Genomic DNA, 20,809 nt, shown 5'->3' with positions numbered 1-20,809 from the left:
TCAGAATAAACAGCAACCCAATTCTTTAAAATACTCAATTTTCTTCCGGAGCTGCTCCTGCGTCACCCCATAAGCGCGGGCCAGGCAATTAAGGCACAGGCATTCTTGTGCGCCCCGGTTAACCAGCCGCCGGAACAATCCGATCTCATCATGAGTCAGCGGCTTTTGGCATTGATAACACCGGATTTGTCTATAGCCCCCCATAACCGCATTCCACCAGTTCCGCCCGATAGATCCGGCAGTCGTGGGCCGGTATCTGCTGCGTGTAGATCTCATGATATGTGCCGGCGTCTTCCCCGGTAAAAATATCCTTCAGCCGGAAACCATATCCGCATCTGCTGTCGATACCGATATCATAGAACCGCACACTGGCTTTTGTATCTTCATCCCCAAAGTTAAAGATCCCGATGGCGTAGGTTCCATCGCTCAAATGTTTAAACAGCACACGCATGTTTTCGTTCCCGAGGCCATCGTCATTGAACTGGAGCTTATGAATGTAAGGTGGCCTGGCTTCCTCATCCTGATCGATATCCAACAGTTCACGGTTTGTCAGCAGGCGGTATGTTTCATCTGACATCGACCGTATGTCCATCCCCAGCACCAACGGCGCGGATAGCATGCACCAGAATGCGAAGTGCTGCCGGTATTCCACATCGGTACACCCCTCGCCGAAACCAATGCTGCCCTTTCCGTAAAGCCCGGCCACCAGCATATCCAGATCATTAAAGCATCCCGGAGCGCTGTAGGGCAGATTATCAAGCTGGCTCAGCGCGATACTGCGGATCGATTCGTAGGTATCCGTGATATCCCTCGTAGAACGGAACATTCCCGCGCCTGTGGAACGTACCCATTGGGGCGTGTCATCCCTTCCCCAGTTACAGGCCGAAAGCACAATATCGCGGCCTGTAGCTTTAAGCGCCATGCTCATCCGGTTATACAGCATCGGCCCGTCCGCCTGAGAAGGTTTGTAACAGTAGTCGTACTTTAAAAAGTCGACTCCGATATCGGCAAAAAACTTGGCGTCCTGAAACTCATGTCCGAAGCTTCCGGGAAAATCCATGCAGGTGCGGATACCGGCGCTTGAATACATACCGAATTTAAACCCCTTGCTGTGGACATAGTCCGCCACCGATTTCATTCCATGGGGAAATTTGGCCAGGCACACCACCAGATTTCCCTTCTTGTCCCTTTCCCGCTCGAGCCACGCATCGTCGATGACGAGATAATTGTATCCTGCCTTGGCAAGCCCGCTCTCAACCATAGCATCCGCGGTCTCCCGGATGATTTCGTCATTGATTTTGTTCGTAAATGCATTCCAGGAATTCCAGCCCATTGGCGGCCGTTTTACGTACATGATATTCCTCCTTTTCTTACTGAGCGTTTGGCCCATTCCAGAGCAGTTGTCTATGCAACCGTTCATATTGTTCATAATAGCAAACAAACTCACCTTTTACAGTTGTTTTTTGATTCATTTTTTACACCATTTGTTTCAAGGGGCCCGGTATTCATTGTGCAACTTTATGATAAATGCTATACTGAAACTGAAAGGAGAGTACCTTCATGTCGAAATATTCCGCTCAAAAACCACCTTTAATCATCCATTATTGCGGCAGCGAAGTATGTTCGCCGAAGCATCAGTTTGGTCCGGCTGTTCGTAAACATTATCTGCTTCACTATATCAACTCCGGGCAGGGATGGTTTTCCCTGGGAGATAAATCTTATCACATGCAGGCCGGCTGGGGATTCCTGATATGTCCGAATACCATGGTGACCTATCTGGCTGATGAGACCGATCCCTGGGAGTATTCCTGGGTCGGCTTCAGCGGCCAGTACTGTGAGGATATATTAGAAAATATAGGCCTGTCCCCTTCTCTGCCGGTGTATACCACCATCGACCCGGAAAAATCCGCCGCTTATATGCGTCAAATTCTGGAGAGTAAATATTTGAATGCGGGACGGGAATTCGCTATCGCGGGAGCATTTCTCTCTTTCCTGTCCACGATCAAAGGTAATATCAGGCGTCCCGAAGATTCGGAGCTCAACGATACCGCGGCTCTGGCCACAGATTATATCTTCCGCAACTACTCGTACGATATCTCGGTGGACGATGTCGCTCATGCCGCCTGTGTCAGCCGGGCCACTTTGTACCGCGTTTTTAAGGAGTGCTTTGGGGTTTCCGTGCAGCAGTATTTGATGGACGTGCGTATCTCCACCGCTGCTGAGATGCTTTCCACAACGGAATATTCTATCAATGAAATCGTTTATTCCTGCGGGTTCAGCAATTATCAATATTTTATCCGGCTTTTCCAGAAGAAAAAGGGGATATCCCCTTCCCAGTACCGAAACCATTTCCGTATTCGGAATTTTGGATATGATTCCTGTCCGGACAGAGAATGAAAGAAACGAAGGGGCTTCGTATGTCCGCTGCTTAGGGCTTTGAAACGCAGACGGTATACGGGGACGCTGCGGGCGGCCGGATTCTTTTGTATCTCCCTGGAAGCGCGGAGGGCTAGCGCTGGAATACGCTAAGTGAAATCGAAAAGCCGGGTTCAGGAACCGAGCCTATTCACCGGGAACACCTGATGTGTTCCCGGTGAATAGGCTCTTGCCCGTCGGACGTGAAGTCCGCCGTGCATCCTGAATCCGGCTTTTCAGTTTCACTAAGCGTATTCTCAGCCGCCCTATACGCTTCCAGAGAGATACAAAAGAATCCGGCCGCCCGCAGCGTCCCCGTATACCGTCTGCGTTTCAAAGCCCTAAGCAGCGGACATACGAAGCCCCCAGGAAATACGAACCATATATATTAACACGTCTCCGGCCGCTGTTCAACGAGGTTGCGGTTTTTCGTACCGGGTGAGCCAGGAGCCCAGGAGGTAGTAGGCCAGCATCAGAGCCGCGCAGAGCACCCAGGTGATAATATAGCCCAGGAACACGACCATGATATCCTGCATAATGGGAGTCATAACCGTAAGCCAGACGACCCGGACGACACACATAGTCCCCACCATGATCAGCATAGGGATAACGGTCTGGCCGGAACCTCTGATGATACCACTGCATACATTGGCGAACGCCACGAAGAGGTAGAACGGGGCCAGGGTCTTCAGCATGTAACTTCCGTAGTGGATAACATCCTGTTCCTTGGTAAAGATCCGCAGGATGACAGGTCCGAACAGATAGACAAGGACGGACAGGGTCAGGGTGATAATGAGGGTAATGATAAAACTTGCGCGGGCGGTTTTTCGGACCCGGTCATATCTGCGGGCGCCGATGTTCTGCCCGACAAAGGTTGTGCCGGCCAGGCTCAGGCTCATAAAAGGCAGGATGACAAAAGCGTCCACTTTTGTGTAGGCCCCGCAGCCCGCCATGGCTGCCGCGCCGAAACCGTTGATCTTGGATTGGACGATAACGTTTGAGAACGCGATAATGGACTGCTGCAAGCCCGCGGGCAGGCCCACCCGCAGAATTTTCAACAGGTATATTTTATGTATTTTCAGATCTCTTAGAATCAGGTGGTAGGACTCCGTAGTCCGAATCAGGCGGATGATAATCAGAACCGCCGATACGGTCTGGGCTATGATGGTGGCGTATGCCACACCGGCCACTCCCATTTTGAAACATACCACAAAGATCAGGTCCAGGGCCACATTTACCAGACTGGAGGCGATCAGATAATATAGGGGGCGCTTGGAATCACCGATTGCGCGCAGGATTCCCGCTCCCATATTATAGATCATCAGGGACAGGATTCCTGCGAAATAGATTTTCAGATAACGGACCGAAAGTTCCATCACCTCCGCAGGAGTGCCCATCATCCTCAGTATAGCCGGGATGAAGAGTATCCCGCAGAAGGTCAGGAATACGCCGCTGATCAGAATCATGGCTATGGTGGTGTGCACGGCGTCGTGCAGTTCCTTTTTCGCATCCGCCCCGTAATATTGGGATATGATGACGCCTGCGCCTGTGGACAGCCCCAGGAAAAAACCGATCAGCATATTTATAATAGACATGCTGGAGCCGACGGCCGCCAGGGCATTCTTTCCCACATAGTTGCCGACGATAACCGAATCCACCGTATTATACAACTGCTGGAACAGGTTCCCGATCAGCAGGGGCAGGGCGAAAAGAAGCAGCTGTTTCCAGATTACCCCGCTTATAATCGCATTCTGCCTGTTTTCTCCATCCTGACGCTGTTCCACTCTCATCTCTCCCATAACCTTTTGATCCTTTCCCTCTCCTTTATTTTCCGGTGTGGGAGGGGACTGTCCCTTTCCGGCAGCGCAGCAGGCCTGCAAGAATGTCGAAAGAGGAAAGGGACTGTCCCCGGATGCCCGCCCGAATACGGAGCCTCGATTCGTGCCGGCATCCGGGGACAGGCACCTTCCTCGCTTTACTCTTTCCTATAGGTCAGTCGCCGTCCGGAATGAGCCAGTCCCCTCTCATCCGGCTAAAATGAGCCAGTCCCCTCTCATCAGTATGTGACTCTGCTGCCGTCTTTTACTTTGCTGTCATAGGGGTTTGTGATGACGGTCTCCCCTTCTTTAAGCCCGGAGCGGATCTCCACCCGGCCGGCGCTCTGCACGCCGGTTTCCACCGGTACCAGTACGGCTTTGTTCTTTCGGATTACATATATGGAGCTGCCCGCCCCGTCCGGGATCAGGCTTCCGATCGGGACGGATAACACGTCTTCGGCGGCGGTAAAGGTGAATGTGACATCCACTTCATACCCGGCTCCGATCGCGGCCGGAAGATTCCCGGCGGATAATTCCACCGTACAGCGGTTTTCGGTCAGGCCCACCGTAGATACCACATCGTCCGCCACGGGAGAAATGAAATCCACAGCCGCCTCAAAGGAGGTCCCGTCCGCCAGGGTGCACACCGCGGTATCCCCTGTCTTCAGAGCCAGCGCGTCCTCGGCAAGCAGGGACACCTGTATTAACATCCCCTCTTCGTCATAGATGACCGCCACCGGCTGGTTTTCCGTGACGAATCCCCCCACATCCGCCAGCAGGTTCCACAGAACCCCTGTCTCAGGCGCGGTCACCGGGCCCCGCTCCATCTTTTCTTCCAGATCGTCGATCGTGATCTGAAGCTGCTGTGCCGCCGCATAGGAACTGTTATCTGTGTTGGAGCCGCTCTTGCCCAGAGCTTTTAACTGCTCCTCACAGGAGGCGATCGTCTCTTCATAATAAGCCCGGGTGGTGTCGGAACTATTGTTCTGGGCAATGATCAGCTGATCCTCCGCCGCATTCATCTGGCTTTGCAGCGCCTGCACTTCCCCTTCCCCCGGAGTGTAGCTGCCAGGCATATCCTTGTAATAATCCCGGGCGTTTTCATAGGACTGGACCGCCTGCTCATAGTTGATCCGGGCGATGGAGAGCTGGGCGTTTGCCGTCCCTCCTTCTCCGAACAGGCGGTCATACTCCTGTCTGGCGGCCGACAGCTGCTGCTCCAGCTGGGCGCGCCTTACGGATATCTCCGCCTTCGCGTTCTTATTCTCGGAGTAAATAGCCGACTGCTGAAGCTTCAGGGAATCGATCTGGTTCTGAAGTTCCTTTTTCACAACCGACGTGTCGATCTCCAGAAGAGTATCCCCTTCCTGCACTTTCCGCCCCACTTTAACAGGCGCTTCCCTGACGGTTCCCGTCATGTTCGCGTTGATGGTGATGCTGTGTCCGGGCGCCAGATGCCCCTGCTCCGTAACTTTCTCCGCAAGGGGGCCCCGTACGGGAGCTTCCGCCTGCACCGGCAGGGACTGCAGCAGATAGAACGCGCCGGCGCCGGCGCAAAGTACCACTAAGACGACCGCAAGCAATATTTTATATCTTTTTTTCATGTTGAATCCCCCGTTTATTCTCGTTCACGCAGAAGTTCCACCGGCGTGATTTTTTTCATTTTCTTTAAGATCGCCCGGTTGCTCATCGCCACCGCCAGGAAAATAAGCCCCACGGATACCAGCAGGGAAGCGCCGTCCACAAAGTCCGGAATCGAGAACAGCTCCAGAGCCATCGTGCTGGAAATCAGCCTGCTGGCGCCCATGGTCATCGGAACGCCCAGTATCACTCCTCCGAAGGTGAGCAGCCATTGGCTGACCGATACGGTGTCCAGGCATTGCCGGTCGGACAGGCCCAGCATCCGCAAAGTGGCAAGCTCCCGCTTAAGCTCCTCGAAGCTGATCAGCGAGCTGGTGTAGATTACCGCCAGCCCCACCAGCACTCCCATGAACGCCATCACTCCCATGATACCGGTTAAGTTCCCCATCATGCCCCGGTATTGGTCCACCCGCTGCTGCCGGTTCTGAATCGTGGTTACCGATGTAGCGTCATCCAGCCGGTTTAGCAATTCCTGGCGCACCGGCTCCGGCGCCTTGATCAACATGGAAGTATAGGCATCCCGGTATTCGCTGATCTTTTCTACCCCTTGAAGGGACATATAGGCGCTGCTGCCCAGATATTGGGAGAACACTGCGGTCACCGGAACCCGGCTGATACGTTTTTCCGGGTAAGACACCTCCACTTCCAGCAGGTCGCCGGGCGACACGCCAAGCCTCCCGGCCATGTGGACCGACAGGACCAGTCCTTCCGGCTGTACCCGGACCTCCTGCCCGTCCTCGCCATAAAGGCGGCACAGCTCGGAGTCCTGGGGAATCCCCTGGATCACGGAGTCGATCTCATCGCCCGGCCCCCGCAGGACCGCCGGTACCTCCACGATCCCCTCGATCCGTTCGATACCGGGGCTTCGCACCGCGCGCCGTGCATCACCGGCTGCCACCGGGGCGCTGAAGGATACGGTTATGTCCTGCTGCTGGTTCTTTTCCAGATAATCAAACAAAAAGACGTCAAACAGCGAATTCATAGAGACCAGGGTCGCCGTAATCATATAGGCGCAGGCGATCCCGAACAGCGAGAGCGCCGAACGCCTGGGATTACGGGCGATACTGCGCACCGCCATGGTTCCCGGCACAGTAAACAGTCCGGTAAATCCCGGGATCTTCTCCAGGAACAGCTGCCTTGCATTCTTCGGCGGGGCGGGACGAAGCGCCTCCGCCGGCGCCAGCCTGGTTGCCGATTTCACGGACAAGCCTCCCACCACCGCACAAAAAAGGGTAGCGGCAAAAATACCGATGATCATATAGCGCGGCGAGACCGGCGACGACACTTTTGGAAGGCTGAAATATACCCGGTAAAAATCCGCCATCGGTCCCGCGGCCATACTCCCGCCTATCCCTCCGAAAAATCCGCCTGCCAGTCCAACCGCAGCTCCATAAGCGGTATAATGCCAGGCGATGGACCGGGCCGGAATGCCGAGCGCCATCAGCGTGCCGATCTGGGTCCGCTGCTGTTCGATCAGCCGGTGCAGCGTTATGTACAGGATGATCGACGACACCATCAGAAACAGGAAGGGAATGGCTGCCGTCACTTTATTAAGCTGTTCTAATTCCATTTCCAGAACCGAGACGGAAAGTTCCTCTTTATTTTCATAGACCCGGTAGCAGCCGTAGGGTTTCAGGGTTTCTTCCACATCCTTTCGGACCTGTTCCCAGTCCGCGTCCGGCCGGAGGGTCAGGACGAAATTATTGGCCCGTCCCTGCATGCCGTATAATCTCGCCATCATATCGTAATCCATAAACGCGGCGTCATAAGTATCCGGCGTAGGCAGCAGTTCGTTGATATTTTTCACCAGATAAATATTCTCCGGCGATATCCCGGCGCCCACTATGGTAAATGCGGTTTCCCGGCCCCCAACGGAGAGCTTCAGGGAATCGCCCGGCGACAGATCCCATGCCTTGCTGAAACCATCTCCCGGGATGATCTGCCTTTCTCCCGCCTGGGGCATCATTCCCCGTGATAACAGAGGCAGATTATAGCCGTCCCCGCTGACAGAGATAAGTTTTAACTCCGCTTCCGCCGGCAGCCCCGCCACCCGCGCTGTTTTCACCAGCCGGGCTTGTGCCCTGCTGATTCCCTCGATGCGCTCCAGCTCCTTCACGGCCGAGGCCGGTGCTTCCTGCACCTCCGCAAACGCGTCGCAGAAATTGGTCTTCTCAAAAAAATAATCCTTGGAATCTTCCAGCTGGTCCGCCGCGATCGACATCACCGAGTATCCTGCGAACCCCGTCATCACAATAACCGCTGCCACGATATAGGAAGCGGCTCCTTTGCGCATATCCCGAAGCATCTTCCGGAACAGATATCCTACCATGTCATCTCCTCCGCAGATACGGGAGCCGGGTTTACTTCCACCCGTTCGATGCGCCCGTCCCGCATATAGAACACCCGGTCGGCCACCTGGGCCATCCCCGCGTTATGAGTGATGGTGATCACCGCACAGCCCAGACGTTTCCGGACTTCCAGCAGCAGATTCACCACGGCGATACTGTTCTTGCTGTCCAGAGCGCCGGTGGGCTCGTCGCACAGCAGCAGGCCTGGATTCTTCACGATCGCCCGCGCGATGGATACCCGCTGCTGCTCCCCGCCTGAGAGCTGGGATGGAAAATGCCTGCTCCGCTCCTTAAGCCCCACCATCGAGAGCGCTTCGTCGGGATTCATGGGGGAGGAGACGATACTGGCGGCAAGGGCTACGTTTTCCCTTGCGGTCAGGGACGGGATCAGGTTAAAGAACTGGAACACAAAGCCTACGGTGTCTTTCCGGTATTCCGACAGCTGCACGTCATTTAACTGCGTAAGCTCCCTGTCCCGGTACCAGATATGTCCGGCGCTGGGACGGTCCATTCCCCCCAGCATATTAAGCAGCGTACTTTTTCCTGAGCCGGACGGCCCCAGCACCACGATAAATTCACCTGCCGCGATATCAAAAGCCGCTTCCGTCAAGGCGTTGACCTCAACGCCGGCACTGCCGTAGGTTTTACTTAAGGCTTCCCCCCGAAGTATGGTTTCCGGCATGCTGCACCCCCTTTTCTGCAATTCCGTATATCAGAATTTCGAAGACCTGCTTTATTTTTTCGAGAGCCTCTTCCCGCCCTCCCTTGCTGTAAAAATCCTGAAGAAGCGAAGTGGCCAGCGGTAAGATCATCTCGATCACCAGATCCAGATCCACGTCTTTTCGCACCAGGCCTTTTCGCTGATCCTGCCGCAGATACTCAAGCACCTCGCTCTGGGACCGGCCCATCTGTCCCACGATATGCCGGATGAACTCGCTGTCATCCTGCGCCATCAGCATTCCGATCTGATTGTACCTGGGACAAAGCTCGATCCATTCCAATATCCCCGGAATAGAGGCAAGCGCCGCTTCGAAAAAGGTGATGTCGCCGGAAGGTTTCGGGTACCTTGAAAATATTTCCAGCTTCTCATGGCCGATCTTATCTAGAATCAGCATATAGAGATCCTCTTTCCCTGAAAAATACTGGTAAAAGCTCCCCCTGGGGATACCGGCCGCTTTGACAATCCGGTTGATGGACGCGTCTGAGTAACGGTACCTGGCAAATTCGTCGATGGCGGCTTCTATGATCCGTTCTTTTTTGGGCGGTGGGAGATTTTCGAATGTAGACGTGGGCATGGATGGTCCTCTCCTTTTTCAACATGACAAGGTTGTCACATCATTTTTATCAGTATAATACACTCTCTTGAAAATAGCAATACAGAATTAAGGAGGGACCGGCCTCCTCCGAATCTGCCGCCGCCCGGAAGAGCCAGTCCCTCCAATTTCGAAACTTACTGTTTGTATATGTAACGGCTTTATGCCACCTGGCCGCCATGTAAGGTAATCACCACATCCGCCTCTTTTGCCACTTCATTGGAATGGGATACCATCACCACACACCGTCCATAGGTTTTTGCCGCATCCTTGAACACCGCCGTGATCTCCCGGGCCGTCGCCTCATCCAGGTTACCGGTTGGCTCATCTGCCAGGATCACAGGGGCCTGAGACGCCAATGCCCGGGCGATCGCCACCCGCTGCTGCTGGCCGCCGGACAGCTTCAGTACATTACGCCTGGCCTCCTCCCCGGTCAGCCCCAGCCTGGCCAGCACCGGAAGCGGCTCCTCCTTCGCGGTCAGGCACACATTCTCTTCCGGCGTCATATAGTCGATCAAATTATAGTTCTGGAACACAAAGGAGACGCCTTCCCGCCGGTACCGTTCCAGCCCGATTTCCCGGATTTCTTTTCCGTTAAATATGACCTGGCCTGCGCTTGGAACGTCCATGCCTCCCAGCAAAGATAGCAGCGTGGTCTTTCCACAGCCGGACGGCCCCAATATCACATACATTTTTCCTTTTTCAAATCCCAGATCAATCCCGTTCAAAACCGGCCTGCCTTCCGTATAATAATAGAAAACCTGTCTCGCTTCCAATATGTTCATTCTAACCTCCCGTATCCCATAGCTCCCAAAGGACTATGATCCTGCCGATCTGCAAATTTTCTTATTCCATGACCGTTAAGAGTTCCTTCGGCTTCCTGCGTACGATCACAAGAAAAGATATTCCCACCGAAATACCGACAATCACGATCCCCATAACGCCGGACAAGGCAAGCGCCGGGAGCCGCAGCTCCGCCCCGAAGTTTACCTCCGGCGCTGCCGCATCCACGTCCACGGGATCATTCGTGAACGTGTAGGATACCGCTTCCGTATTCTCCTTTGCCTCCCCTGCGGCATCATGATAAAGCACCTTCCCGGCCTGCCGGGACAAAGGAAAGGAAACGGCGGCCGCCAGGCAAAAGGCCAGTGCAAAGATAAGACCGCACTCCAGAAAATGCTGCCACAGAATATTCCTCTTGGAAATCCCAAAAGCCATCAGCACCCCTGCCTCATGAATGCGGTCCCGCTCCCACAGGGTCAGCAGCAATGAGAGCAGGCTCACACTGATTACCGTGATCAGCCCCACCATCAGAAAAGTCATTCCGCTCAGCCTGTCCAGCGGTTCCACACTCTTTTGATAAGCCGTATTATTAACGGTCAGTTTCAGGGAATCCCAGTCCACCCCATCAAGCCTTTGAACCTCCTGCACAATCCGATCCAATTCTTTTGGGTCTCTGGCGAAAAATGCGGCTCCCCCGTTAAAATATCTCTGTACCGTCCCCTGCAGTTTCCGGCCAATTTCCTGACTGGTTGCGGCGTCTATGAAAATGAAGTTAGCCGGCAGGTCACATTCCGGTGTGTTCTGGTTTCCGGCCTCCGTGTGCATTTCATCAAAAATGCCTGCGATCTGCAGCCGGTAGCCGTCCTCCGAAGCGCCCGCGCCGGCAGCTTCACCTGCCACAGTGCCGTCTTCTGTTAGATATGCGGTAAAGGTATCGCCCGTCTTCAGCTGATTCATCTGCGCTAATTCCCGCGATATTAACGCCTGCCCCGTATCGTCCGGCTTCAGATGCCGGCCTTCTTCCAGGGTAAAAATATTCAGCACAAAATATTCATGCAGGCTGCTGTCGTTATTGCCCAGCAGGCGGGTCATCTGCGCTTTGCCGTCGCCTTCCCCGGTGAACTTTCCGGGCTTTAGGGTCAGCTCCGGCACGCTCAGATACCAGGTATCCATGGCGTTATACGCTTTTATCCCCTCTGTTTCCATCACCTGATCGATCAGCTGCCGGTCCGTGAACTGCCGGATATTCATCTTCTGGTAATCGGGCGCGATCTTAAAATATCCGCCTATGCTTTCCCGCAGCTGAGCCGCCGCTGTCTTAGCGGCCCGGTTGACCGCCATCCCTGCCAGCAGCAGGGTCATAATGACCAGAAATGTGACCAGCAGCAGCGCCGTTTTTCCTTTTTTCCGAATAACAAAAAGATACGCTCTGCGATATGCCGGCATAGCATCACCCTCCTCCCAGAATATCCCGCGGCTTCTGCCTGATCACCCGCATGGATGAGACGACCACAGATGTGACCGACACCAGCAGCATGGTCAGGAATACCCCCGATGCGGTTCCCGGCGTCAGATGATACGTAAGCGACACCTCAGCGTCCGGCATTTTATTAACCATCACATTGGATTGCTGGTCTATGACTACCTCGAAGGGCTGGGCGCTGCCCGGCGAGCTGACCATTCCCGCCAGCCCATTCCCGATCACATCGGTTACCGGCCCGGCCAGCAGACCGGCCAGCAGAAAGGCCGCTGCGGCCACTACACAGCATTCCAGAAGGAACTGGGCCAGGGTTGTCTGCTTTTTCACCCCGATGGAGGCCAGTATGCCGATCTCCCGCTTTCTGCTCCGCACCCACATAGTCAGAATCAGGGAAAGGACCGCCAGCGCTCCCGCGGCCATTATAACAGCCAGCACCGTGGACAGCTTTACCATCGTCCGCAGCGGGCCGGCCGCGGCCTGATAGTCGTGATCGTAGCGTTTCAAGCTATAGTAGCTCCAGTCCACCGTATCGTTTGCCAGGACCTGTTCCTTTACGGAATCCAGCAGCAGAGGGTCTTCCACGAACAGGGTCACTTCACTGATCACCCGGTCGCTTTCACGGGCCAGCACGTCATTGCCGTAATGGGTATTGTATTCAACCTGCGCCCAATGCCGCATGTTGGGGTCTGCGAAGATAATATTGGCAAAGATATTGTCCTCGGAAGTCCAGTTAGACAGATCCTGTTCGAAATTGATCCGGAAAATCCCGACGATCTCCGACTCAAACGCCGTCCCATATCGCTCCCCGGTGATAAAATCAAAATTATAAGAATTGATCCGGTCACCGATCTGAAGCCCGTTCATCTTTGCCAGCTCCTCTGAGATGACAGCCTTTCCATAATCTCCTGTTTCGATATGGCGGCCCTGTGTCAGCTCCAATGCGCCGTTAGCGAAAAATGGATGCCACCGGCCGTCTTCGATCAGATAAAAACCATTGGTATGGGAATAGGTCTCATCGGAAAGCCTGCTCTGCCGCAGGCTCTCGTCCAGCCCCTGCGGGTCCGTTTCTTCTATCTGCTGCAGCTCCTTCGAATACCCTCCCGGCCTTACCTCCAGGCCGGTATATAAGGTTTCATGCCCCATTTCGGAAAAAAATCCGCAGACTCCATCGATATCCAGCAGCTGTTCCAGCTTGGACTGGGTCAGCAGGGGCACCTTCAGCCTCCGCTCCATCTCCCCGTCCTCATTTTGAGCCAGTTCAAACAGATGCTCCCCCGATATCGGATTCATTTCCAATACGAGTCCGGTGTTCATGGTCTTTCGCACTTCATCCGCGGCCTTTTGGGCGCTGGCGCGGATCGAGAGTCCTACCAGCAGGAAAAGGCCCGTCACAAGCATGATCAGGAACAATAGAATACTTCTCACTTTTTTCCTGGTGACGTATAAATATGCCCTCTTAAAAACACCCATACAAAACCCCCTTTGCCACTTACTGCGCCTGTACCTATTTTATTGACCATATTATATCATAGCTATTTCTGCGGTTCAATTTGTAGTTTAGGCAGTTTTGGGGTTACTTCCGGGTACAAGCACCTGGCTATCCGGTTGCCTTATTCATACTTCGTATCATATTCCCATGGCTGCCCGCCTGCGATGCAGCCTCCGTCCACCCGGTATTCGCACCCGGTAATGTACGCGGAGGCATCCGACGCCAGCAGAATGCAGACCCCCACAATATCCTCCGGATAACCCGGTCTGCCCATAGCGATCCGCTCCAGCAGATATCCCCACTTCCGCGGATTTTCCCAGGTTGACGTGGTACACCAGAACATCGATCCTGCCATGAATCCCCGCAATCTCTTTTGCACACTTTTGAACCTGTTCCGGCTCGGTTATATTCAGGCAATGACAGGAAGCGATTCTCCCTTCTTCCTCTATCTGCGCCTGCAACTCCTTAAGCCCCTCTGCGTTCCTGTCACACAGGGCCATGGAAGCCCCCGCCCGGGCCAGTCCCAGAGCCAGCTCTCTTCCAATTCCCCCCGCGGCTCCCGTAAATGCTATGTGTTTTCCTTCTAATGAAAATACCTCTGTGAAAGCTGACCACATTTTCCCAAAGCTGACCACTTTTCCCGGATTTTTTAAATAAAACACACCCAATAGGTTGAAAATTATTGATATTAACAACCGAATTGCATATAATGAGAGTGTAAGGAGGTGTTGTTATGGCATTAGCAACTTTCAGTGTAAGAATGGACGAAAGCTTAAAACGACAGTTTGATGCCCTTTGCTCCGAGTTTGGAATGAATGCGACTACTGCGTTTAATGTGTTTGCCCGTGCTGTTGTTCGGGAAAAGAGAATCCCGTTTGAAATCCAGGCATCCAGCAATTTCACAAGACAGAGTGGTATGCAGGCATTTATGGCACTTCGGGCACAGGCAAAGGAAAACGGTGTGCAGGACTTGTCCCTTGATGAAATCAATGATGAGATTCGTAAATCCAGATATGAGGAGGCAACAGAGTGATTTGTTATGCGGTGATTGATACCAATGTGCTGGTATCTGCACTCTTGTCAAGTCACGATAATGCCGCTACTGTTCAAGTAGTGGGAAAACTGTTCTCCGGCGAAGTGATTCCACTATTGAGCGAGGAAATCTTACGAGAATATGCCGAGGTATTAAGACGAAAAAAATTTGGATTTTCGGAGGAAACAGTCAGCTCCTTAATTTATGTCATTGAAAAATATGGAGAGATGCTTGTTCCTACACCGGCATGTGAAATTTTATCCGATATAAAGGACCTTCCGTTTTATGAAGTCGTTCTGGAGAAAGGTGAAGATGAAGCCTACCTTGTAACCGGAAATCTGAAACATTTTCCCGCAAAACCTTTTATAGTGACTGCACGAGAGTTTTTGGACATTCTAAATGGAAACAAATAAGATACACTAAATTGTCAAGGGGGCTGTCGGTTAATACCGATTTTTACGCTCCCTTGTCTAAGTTGCCTTATTCATACTTCGTATCATATTCCCATGGCTGCCCGCCTGCGATACAGCCTCCGTCCACCCGGTATTCGCACCCGGTAATGTACACGGAGGCATCCGACGCCAGCAGAATGCAGACCCCCAGAATGTCCTCCGGGTAACCCGGTCTGCCCATAGCGATCCGCTCCAGCAGATATCCCGCCTTCCGCGGATTTTCCCAGGTTGACGTGGTCAGCTGGGTTTTTATATGTCCGGGGCTGATACAGTTGGCCCGGATATGATATTTCGCCCATTCCACCGCCTGGGATTTGGTGAGGGACATTACCCCCGCCTTGGTGGCCGCGTATACGCTGCAGCCTCCCAGAACCCAGCCGGTATTATGGGAACCGATATTGATAATACTACCCGAGTCCTGCTTTCTCATAATATGCGCCACCGCCTGGGACATCAGAAACGTCCCCTTAAGGTTTACCGCCATAATTTTGTCATAGGTACTCTCCTCCACATCCAGAAAGCCTTCCCTTTTATTAATCCCCGCGCAGTTCACCAGAACATCAATCCTGCCATGAATCCCCGCTATCTCTTTTGTACACTTTTGAACCTGCTCCGGCTCGGTTACATTCAGGCAATGGCAGGAAGCGTTTCCCCCTTCTTCCTCTATCTGCGCCTGCAATTCCTTAATCCCCTCTGCGTTCGTGTCACACAGGGCCATAAAAGCCCCCGCCCGGGCCAGTCCCAGAGCCAGCTCTCTTCCAATTCCCCCCGCGGCTCCCGTAAACGCTATGTGTTTTCCTTCTAATGAAAATAGCCCTTCCAAATATTCCGCTGCCTTCATATCATTTCTCCATTTTCTTCTGTTATCCGCCGGATCTTCGCGCCGCATAATTTTTCATAAAAGAGCGCCAGTCCGCTGTGGTCACACTGTCCGTGTCCATCCGCGTGCAGGGACTGCATCATTTCCATCACCATGGAAGTAAGCGGCAGAGGAGCTCCCAGCCCATGTCCGGTCGCCAGCGCATTATCCAGGTCTTTGATATGCAGATCCAGCTTGAATCCCGGCTTAAAGTTCCCGTCCAGTATCATAGGGATCTTCGCATCCATCACCACAGATCCGGCCAGGCCCCCGCGGATAGCCTCAAAAACCTTCTCCGGGTCCACTCCGGCCTTTACGCTTAAGGTAAATGCCTCCGATACCGCCGCAATATTTAACGCGACGATCACCTGATTCGCAAGCTTCGTCGTATTTCCCGCGCCGATTTCTCCGCAGTATACCGCGCTGCTTCCCATCAGCATCAGAATCTCATATACTTCCTCGAATACCGTCCGGTCCCCACCTGCCATAATGGCCAGTGTGCCGTCGACCGCCTTCGGTTCTCCGCCGGAAACCGGCGCATCGATCATGCGCACTCCCCTCTGTTCACAGGCCCGGCTGATCTCCCGGGACTCCAGGGGTGCGATAGAACTCATGTCGATGAGAATACTGCCGGGTTCCGCTCCGTCTAAGACTCCATCCGGGCCAAGCACGGCCTGTCTGACATGGGGGCTGTTGGGCAGCATCGTTATGATTACTTTATTTCCCCGCGCCGCTTCCCCTGCGCCGGCTGCTGTCTTGGCTCCCGCCTCTGCCAGTTCCTGTCTTTTGCTTTCTTCGATATCATAGACGGTCAATTCCATTCCCGCCTTGAGCAAGTTTAAGGCCATCGGTTTTCCCATAATACCCAGTCCGATAAATCCGATCTTCATTTTTTCCTCCTGTGGCGCATGTCCCGCGCATTAAATTATATTTCCTTATACAATTCCAGGACCGTTTCCACGATATGCTCGCTGGTCAGCCCGTAATATTCCAGCACATCCTGGTAGCAGTGTCCGCTGCTGCCGAACCGGTCCCGGATTCCGACAAAATCGATTGGAATCCGTTCCAGCCGCAGGCATTCGGAGACCGCGCTGCCCAGACCTCCGATCACGCTGTGTTCTTCCGCGGTGACCACGCCCTTGCAGCCAGCTATCACCTCTTTCACGGCCGCCGTATGAAGCGGTTTAATCGTGCTGACATTTACCACCCGCACAGAAATCTTGTCTTTAAGCGTATAAGCCGCCTCCAGCGCCTTTTCCACCATCACTCCGGTGGCCAGTACGGCTATCTCATTTCCTTCCCGCACCACATAGGGTTTTCCGATCTGAAACGGTTTTCCCTCCGGAGTCACATTATTCAGATCATTCCGGTTTAACCGTATATAACAGGGGCCCTGCCATTCCACCATAGCCTTCACGGCCGCCGCAGTCTCCCTGGCATCCGCCGGGCTTAGAACAGTCATGTTCGGAATAGCCCGCATGACCGCCAGATCCTCCACCGACTGATGCGTGGCCCCATCTCCAAAATCGGACAGGCCCGCTGAGGAACCACAGATCTTCACATTCAGTTCTCCGATCGCGATGGTCTGCCGGATCTGGTCATAGGCCCTGCCTCCCGCAAATACCGCGAAGGAATTCGTAAATGGAATCATCCCGGCCTGAGCCAGTCCGGCCGCCATCGATGTCATATTCGCTTCTGCGATCCCACATTCAAAATGCCGTTCGGGATAAGCCTGCTCAAACAATTTTCCCATGGTAGAACCGCCCAGGTCGGCATCCAGCACCACGATACGCTTGTTCTCTTTGCCCAGCTCCACAAGAGTCTTCCCGTACGCTATCCTTTGATTTGTATCACTCATGTTGTCCTCCCAATTCCTTTCGCTTTTCTCAGCTTAATTCCGCCAGCGCTTTCCGGTACAGTTCCTCCGTAAGCATTCCATTGTGAAAGCCGACCACATTTTCTGCGAAGCTGACCCCTTTTCCCTTTATGGTTTTAGCCAATATCACCGTAGGTTTCCCTTCGGGACGGGAAGCGTCGTCCAAGACGGTTAGAATCTGTTCCATATCATGTCCGTCCGTCTCAAGCACCCTCCATCCGAAGCTCTCCCACTTTTCCCGGATCGGATAGCTGTTATAGCGCTCCTCGATCCAGCCGTTGGCCTGCAGCCCGTTCTGATCCACAATGGCTACCAGACGGTCGGCATGGTACGCGGACGCCGCCATCGCAGCCTCCCATACCTGGCCTTCCGCCAGTTCCCCGTCTCCTAACAGCACATAGACCCGGCGGTCGATCCCTTTAAGCCTCATACCAAGAGCCATACCAAGACCGATCGAAAGCCCCTGCCCCAGCGATCCGGTTCCCGCTTCTATTCCCGGTGTCTTCTGTACATCCGGGTGTCCCTGGAGATAGAATCCGATCTCTTTGGTATGTTTTAAGTCCTCCACCGGGAAATAGCCGCTTTCCGCCAGCGCCGCATACTGAAGGATGGCTACATGGCCTTTACTTAACAGGAACCGGTCCCTGTCCTCCAGCTTCGGGGTTTTCGGATCATGATGCATTTTATAAAAATACAGGGCGGCCACAAGATCCGCCGCCGAGTTGGACCCTCCGATATGACCGGCAACGCCCACCCCTATGCTGACGATTACATCCCTTCGCAGAATTCTTGCCTTTTCTCTTAACTCGTTTAATAACTGATCACTGTACAAGATTTTTCCTCCATTCAAGTGCCTTTCTGTCAAGTCACCGCTTTCTATGTCACAGCTCCCTAAATCACAGCTTTATAGGTTCCGGCCTGGCGCAGGTTGTGCGCATGTGCTGTACACCCTCCCGCTGCGCTTTTTCAAAACTTAACAGGACTTCCGTGACATGACCGGTGAATTCCGGGTTCGTACGGTGTTCCCGGCCCGCTTCCAAGGCTCCGGCCAGATCCGCAAGGCCCAGGCCTCTCATATTTTCGGCCGGCCGGCCGAACATACGCGGCATACTTTTAAAATGCTCCCACATTTCCGGCCTGCTGAGCATTCCGGCTGCCTCGCCGGCTTTTTTCCCGTCCACTTCTTTTATCAGGCTGTCCGCACGGAGCAATTTCACCTCGCCGTCAAACCGGTTCGGATCCGGTACCACCAAAGTCCCCTCTGTCCCGTAGATCTCCAGCTTCGGCAGATGCGACAGCCAGACATCAAAACTCATATTCAGGCTGGCAATGGTTCCCTGCCGAAACTTCAGAATTCCCGCATAATGGGTCGGTACCTCAACGGGAATCTCCTGTCCGTACCGCTCCCTGGTATAGATCCTGCGGCTCTCCTGCCCCTGTCCGCAGAAACAGGAGGTGGACAACACCGGCCCCAGCATAGACACCAGAGCGGATATGTAATACGGCCCCATATCCATCATGGGGCCGCCTCCCTTCTGATAGAAGAAATCCGGGTTCGGATGCCAGGTCTCATGTCCGTGGGATACCATATTTGCCACAGCAGCCACCGGCCGGCCGATCCATCCGTCGTCGATCAGCTTGCGGCACGTCTGGAGCGCCGGACCCAGAAAAGTATCCGGAGCGCATCCCAAGGCCAGCCGCCCCTCCCTGGAAAGTCTCTGTAATTCTTCCACCTGGTCCATGGACAGCGCCATAGGCTTCTCACAATACACATGCTTACCGGCCAGCAGCGCCTGCCGGTTAATCTCATAGTGGACCTTTGGCACCGTCAGATTCAGTATCACATCGATATCCGCATCCGCCAGCAGTTCCTCGGCCGAACAGGCTTTTGCTATTCCATGGCGGTCCGCCGCCAGCCTCGCCCTGTTTGGGTCAATGTCCGCGCACGCCGCCACCGTAAGTCCATGAAAATACCGACTTATATTGTTCAGATAGATATTTGATATCTCCCCGCATCCGATTATTCCCACCCTTTTCACAATCTGACCATCCTTTCCTGCCGGCCCATACGCCTGCTTTTATTCCTTTTGCCCGCCGTTTTCATAACGGCATGGGGCGGCCTGTGGCGTCGATAAAGCTGATTTTCGAATAACTCCGCTTCTTCCGCTCCATAAGATCCAGTATACCGTTGGCGATATCCTCCGGATCCGCCGGAGCGTCCGTACCGCCCATATTCGTCCGCATCCAGCCCGGATGTACCGAGTACACCAGGATATCCTTCTCCCGCATAGCTTCCCGGAGCCTTTCGGAGAACATATTCAGCGCTGTCTTCGACATGCTGTAGGCGTAGTTTGACGGATAGGCGTTGATAATGGTTCCCGCCTCCGAGGAAATATTGATGACGGAGGCTTTTTCACCGCGGTACAGGCAGGGGAGAAGATGCTGTACCATACGCATGGGCCCTACCGTATTCACCTGGAAGGATTCCACTACCCGATCCAGATCCAGGTCTTCCAGCGTCTTTTCCCGCTCAATCATAATAGCCGCACAGTTCACCAGCCCATCCAGCGCTCCGCCGTCCTCCTGAACCGTCCGGGCGCACGCCTTAGCGTCCGCCTCGCTGGTGACGTCAAGGGGCAGAATCCGCAGCGCCCGGGATTTCCGTAATTCCCGGTATCCCTGGTATCCCTTCGTCCGTACGCTCTCCAGGGCTTTTTCCACTTTTTCCCTGCTGCGCCCGGCGGCATATACCTGATGCCCGCGTTCCAGCGCCAGAACGGCCAGGACGCTGCCCAGTCCGCCTGAAGCCCCCGTAATCAAGATCTTCACCGCTGTTTTCTCTCCTTTACTTCCAAGGTCACTCCCAATTCTGCCAGGGTGTCAAAATAAGCGTAACGCTCAAACCCTTTCTCCTCTATAAACACAGGAGGCATCTGATGGTTTTCCATAAATTGCAGCGTCTGCTCAAATCCGTCAATATAGAAGGAAATAAAACATACGCCCGGGCCGTTCTTGTCCAGGAACTCCTTCCAGGGGCTTGGATCATCGCCGCAGGGCTCCAGCACCTCCAGATAGACCGGTTCCAGAGGAACCAGCAGGCTTTTTAATTTCGCCCGTACCGGCTGACCCCGGAAGTTCTGATACCGCCCCTCCTGTACCGCCTGATCCGGGTTCGGCCGGCGCACGGTCAATTCCTGGTCCAAGGGGAAAATTTCCCGGAATTTTTCCGCCGCTTTTTCGATGTCATCCACCACGATACCGATCTTCACGATCTCACTGCTGCCTAATTTATCCATTCTTCAT

The 20,809-nt window shown here is 53.9% G+C and carries 20 protein-coding genes and 1 pseudogene; 3 read left to right on the top strand and 18 right to left on the bottom strand.

Annotated elements, in window-relative coordinates:
• Positions 1-190: 190 nt before the first annotated feature.
• Positions 191-1,354 (bottom strand): glycoside hydrolase family 27 protein, encoded by a 1,164-nt coding sequence (locus tag KTH89_RS09830; RefSeq protein ID WP_238721466.1) that lies wholly within the window; start codon positions 1,352-1,354, stop codon positions 191-193.
• 206 nt (positions 1,355-1,560) lie between these two features.
• Here KTH89_RS09830 and KTH89_RS09825 point away from each other — a divergent pair, with 206 nt between their 5' ends.
• Positions 1,561-2,397: an AraC family transcriptional regulator gene (locus tag KTH89_RS09825; protein WP_238721467.1), complete on the top strand. Its 837-nt coding sequence runs from the start codon at positions 1,561-1,563 to the stop codon at positions 2,395-2,397.
• A gap of 428 nt (positions 2,398-2,825) precedes the next feature.
• Here the strand turns inward: KTH89_RS09825 and KTH89_RS09820 are convergent, their stop codons facing one another.
• The 10 genes and pseudogenes from KTH89_RS09820 to KTH89_RS25105 all read right to left on the bottom strand — a co-directional run.
• Positions 2,826-4,214 carry an MATE family efflux transporter gene (locus KTH89_RS09820; RefSeq protein ID WP_238721468.1) on the bottom strand — a complete coding sequence of 463 codons (1,389 nt, stop codon included), beginning with the start codon at positions 4,212-4,214 and terminating at the stop codon, positions 2,826-2,828.
• A 257-nt stretch (positions 4,215-4,471) separates the two neighbouring features.
• Positions 4,472-5,836 carry an efflux RND transporter periplasmic adaptor subunit gene (locus KTH89_RS09815; RefSeq protein ID WP_238721469.1) on the bottom strand — a complete coding sequence of 455 codons (1,365 nt, stop codon included), beginning with the start codon at positions 5,834-5,836 and terminating at the stop codon, positions 4,472-4,474.
• A gap of 14 nt (positions 5,837-5,850) precedes the next feature.
• Positions 5,851-8,202 carry an ABC transporter permease gene (locus tag KTH89_RS09810; protein WP_238721470.1) on the bottom strand — a complete coding sequence of 784 codons (2,352 nt, stop codon included), beginning with the start codon at positions 8,200-8,202 and terminating at the stop codon, positions 5,851-5,853.
• Positions 8,196-8,903, bottom strand: coding sequence for an ABC transporter ATP-binding protein (locus tag KTH89_RS09805; RefSeq protein ID WP_158345437.1), 708 nt, complete (start codon positions 8,901-8,903; stop codon positions 8,196-8,198). The genes KTH89_RS09810 and KTH89_RS09805 overlap by 7 nt, the downstream gene beginning before the upstream one ends.
• Positions 8,866-9,516 carry a TetR/AcrR family transcriptional regulator gene (locus KTH89_RS09800; RefSeq protein WP_158345438.1) on the bottom strand — a complete coding sequence of 217 codons (651 nt, stop codon included), beginning with the start codon at positions 9,514-9,516 and terminating at the stop codon, positions 8,866-8,868. The genes KTH89_RS09805 and KTH89_RS09800 overlap by 38 nt, the downstream gene beginning before the upstream one ends.
• 179 nt (positions 9,517-9,695) lie before the next feature.
• The gene (locus KTH89_RS09795; RefSeq protein WP_158345439.1) at positions 9,696-10,319 is read right to left on the bottom strand and encodes an ABC transporter ATP-binding protein; all 624 of its coding nucleotides are present in this window, start codon (positions 10,317-10,319) and stop codon (positions 9,696-9,698) included.
• 61 nt (positions 10,320-10,380) lie between these two features.
• Positions 10,381-11,763 (bottom strand): FtsX-like permease family protein, encoded by a 1,383-nt coding sequence (locus KTH89_RS09790; protein WP_238721471.1) that lies wholly within the window; start codon positions 11,761-11,763, stop codon positions 10,381-10,383.
• Positions 11,764-11,767: 4 nt separating this feature from the next.
• Positions 11,768-13,267 (bottom strand): ABC transporter permease, encoded by a 1,500-nt coding sequence (locus tag KTH89_RS09785; protein ID WP_238721472.1) that lies wholly within the window; start codon positions 13,265-13,267, stop codon positions 11,768-11,770.
• Positions 13,268-13,407: 140 nt separating this feature from the next.
• Positions 13,408-13,641: an SDR family oxidoreductase gene (locus tag KTH89_RS09780; RefSeq protein ID WP_238721482.1), complete on the bottom strand. Its 234-nt coding sequence runs from the start codon at positions 13,639-13,641 to the stop codon at positions 13,408-13,410.
• A 25-nt stretch (positions 13,642-13,666) separates the two neighbouring features.
• Positions 13,667-13,903: pseudogene (locus KTH89_RS25105) on the bottom strand (SDR family NAD(P)-dependent oxidoreductase); the annotation flags it as partial.
• Positions 13,904-14,019: 116 nt separating this feature from the next.
• On the opposite strand from KTH89_RS25105, the gene KTH89_RS09770 reads away from it, so the two are divergent.
• Together KTH89_RS09770 and KTH89_RS09765 are read left to right on the top strand one after the other, a co-directional pair.
• Complete coding sequence (locus KTH89_RS09770) at positions 14,020-14,319, top strand: type II toxin-antitoxin system RelB/DinJ family antitoxin (RefSeq protein WP_158345443.1); 300 nt, start codon at positions 14,020-14,022, stop codon at positions 14,317-14,319.
• Positions 14,316-14,732 (top strand): putative toxin-antitoxin system toxin component, PIN family, encoded by a 417-nt coding sequence (locus tag KTH89_RS09765; RefSeq protein ID WP_238721473.1) that lies wholly within the window; start codon positions 14,316-14,318, stop codon positions 14,730-14,732. The genes KTH89_RS09770 and KTH89_RS09765 overlap by 4 nt, the downstream gene beginning before the upstream one ends.
• 67 nt (positions 14,733-14,799) lie before the next feature.
• Here the strand turns inward: KTH89_RS09765 and KTH89_RS09760 are convergent, their stop codons facing one another.
• From KTH89_RS09760 to KTH89_RS09730, 7 genes are all read right to left on the bottom strand, one after another.
• Entirely contained in the window at positions 14,800-15,612 is an 813-nt protein-coding gene (locus KTH89_RS09760) for an SDR family NAD(P)-dependent oxidoreductase (protein ID WP_238721474.1), read from the bottom strand.
• Positions 15,609-16,520: a 2-hydroxy-3-oxopropionate reductase gene (gene garR, locus KTH89_RS09755; protein WP_158345446.1), complete on the bottom strand. Its 912-nt coding sequence runs from the start codon at positions 16,518-16,520 to the stop codon at positions 15,609-15,611. Before garR ends, KTH89_RS09760 begins: the two co-directional genes overlap by 4 nt.
• 35 nt (positions 16,521-16,555) lie before the next feature.
• Entirely contained in the window at positions 16,556-17,488 is a 933-nt protein-coding gene (locus KTH89_RS09750; RefSeq protein ID WP_158345447.1) for a transketolase family protein, read from the bottom strand.
• Positions 17,489-17,516: 28 nt separating this feature from the next.
• Positions 17,517-18,341: a transketolase gene (locus KTH89_RS09745; protein WP_408639960.1), complete on the bottom strand. Its 825-nt coding sequence runs from the start codon at positions 18,339-18,341 to the stop codon at positions 17,517-17,519.
• A gap of 61 nt (positions 18,342-18,402) precedes the next feature.
• Positions 18,403-19,545, bottom strand: coding sequence for a Gfo/Idh/MocA family protein (locus tag KTH89_RS09740; protein WP_238721475.1), 1,143 nt, complete (start codon positions 19,543-19,545; stop codon positions 18,403-18,405).
• 61 nt (positions 19,546-19,606) lie between these two features.
• Entirely contained in the window at positions 19,607-20,335 is a 729-nt protein-coding gene (locus KTH89_RS09735) for an SDR family NAD(P)-dependent oxidoreductase (protein ID WP_238721476.1), read from the bottom strand.
• Entirely contained in the window at positions 20,332-20,802 is a 471-nt protein-coding gene (locus tag KTH89_RS09730; RefSeq protein ID WP_158345451.1) for a VOC family protein, read from the bottom strand. The genes KTH89_RS09735 and KTH89_RS09730 overlap by 4 nt, the downstream gene beginning before the upstream one ends.
• Between the last annotated feature and the right edge of the window lie 7 nt (positions 20,803-20,809).

Origin of the sequence: Diplocloster agilis (genome assembly GCF_019042275.1) — a bacterium.
In the GTDB taxonomy this organism is placed as follows: Bacteria; Bacillota; Clostridia; order Lachnospirales; family Lachnospiraceae; genus Diplocloster; species Diplocloster agilis.
This window is presented reverse-complemented; position numbering and strand designations above follow the sequence as displayed.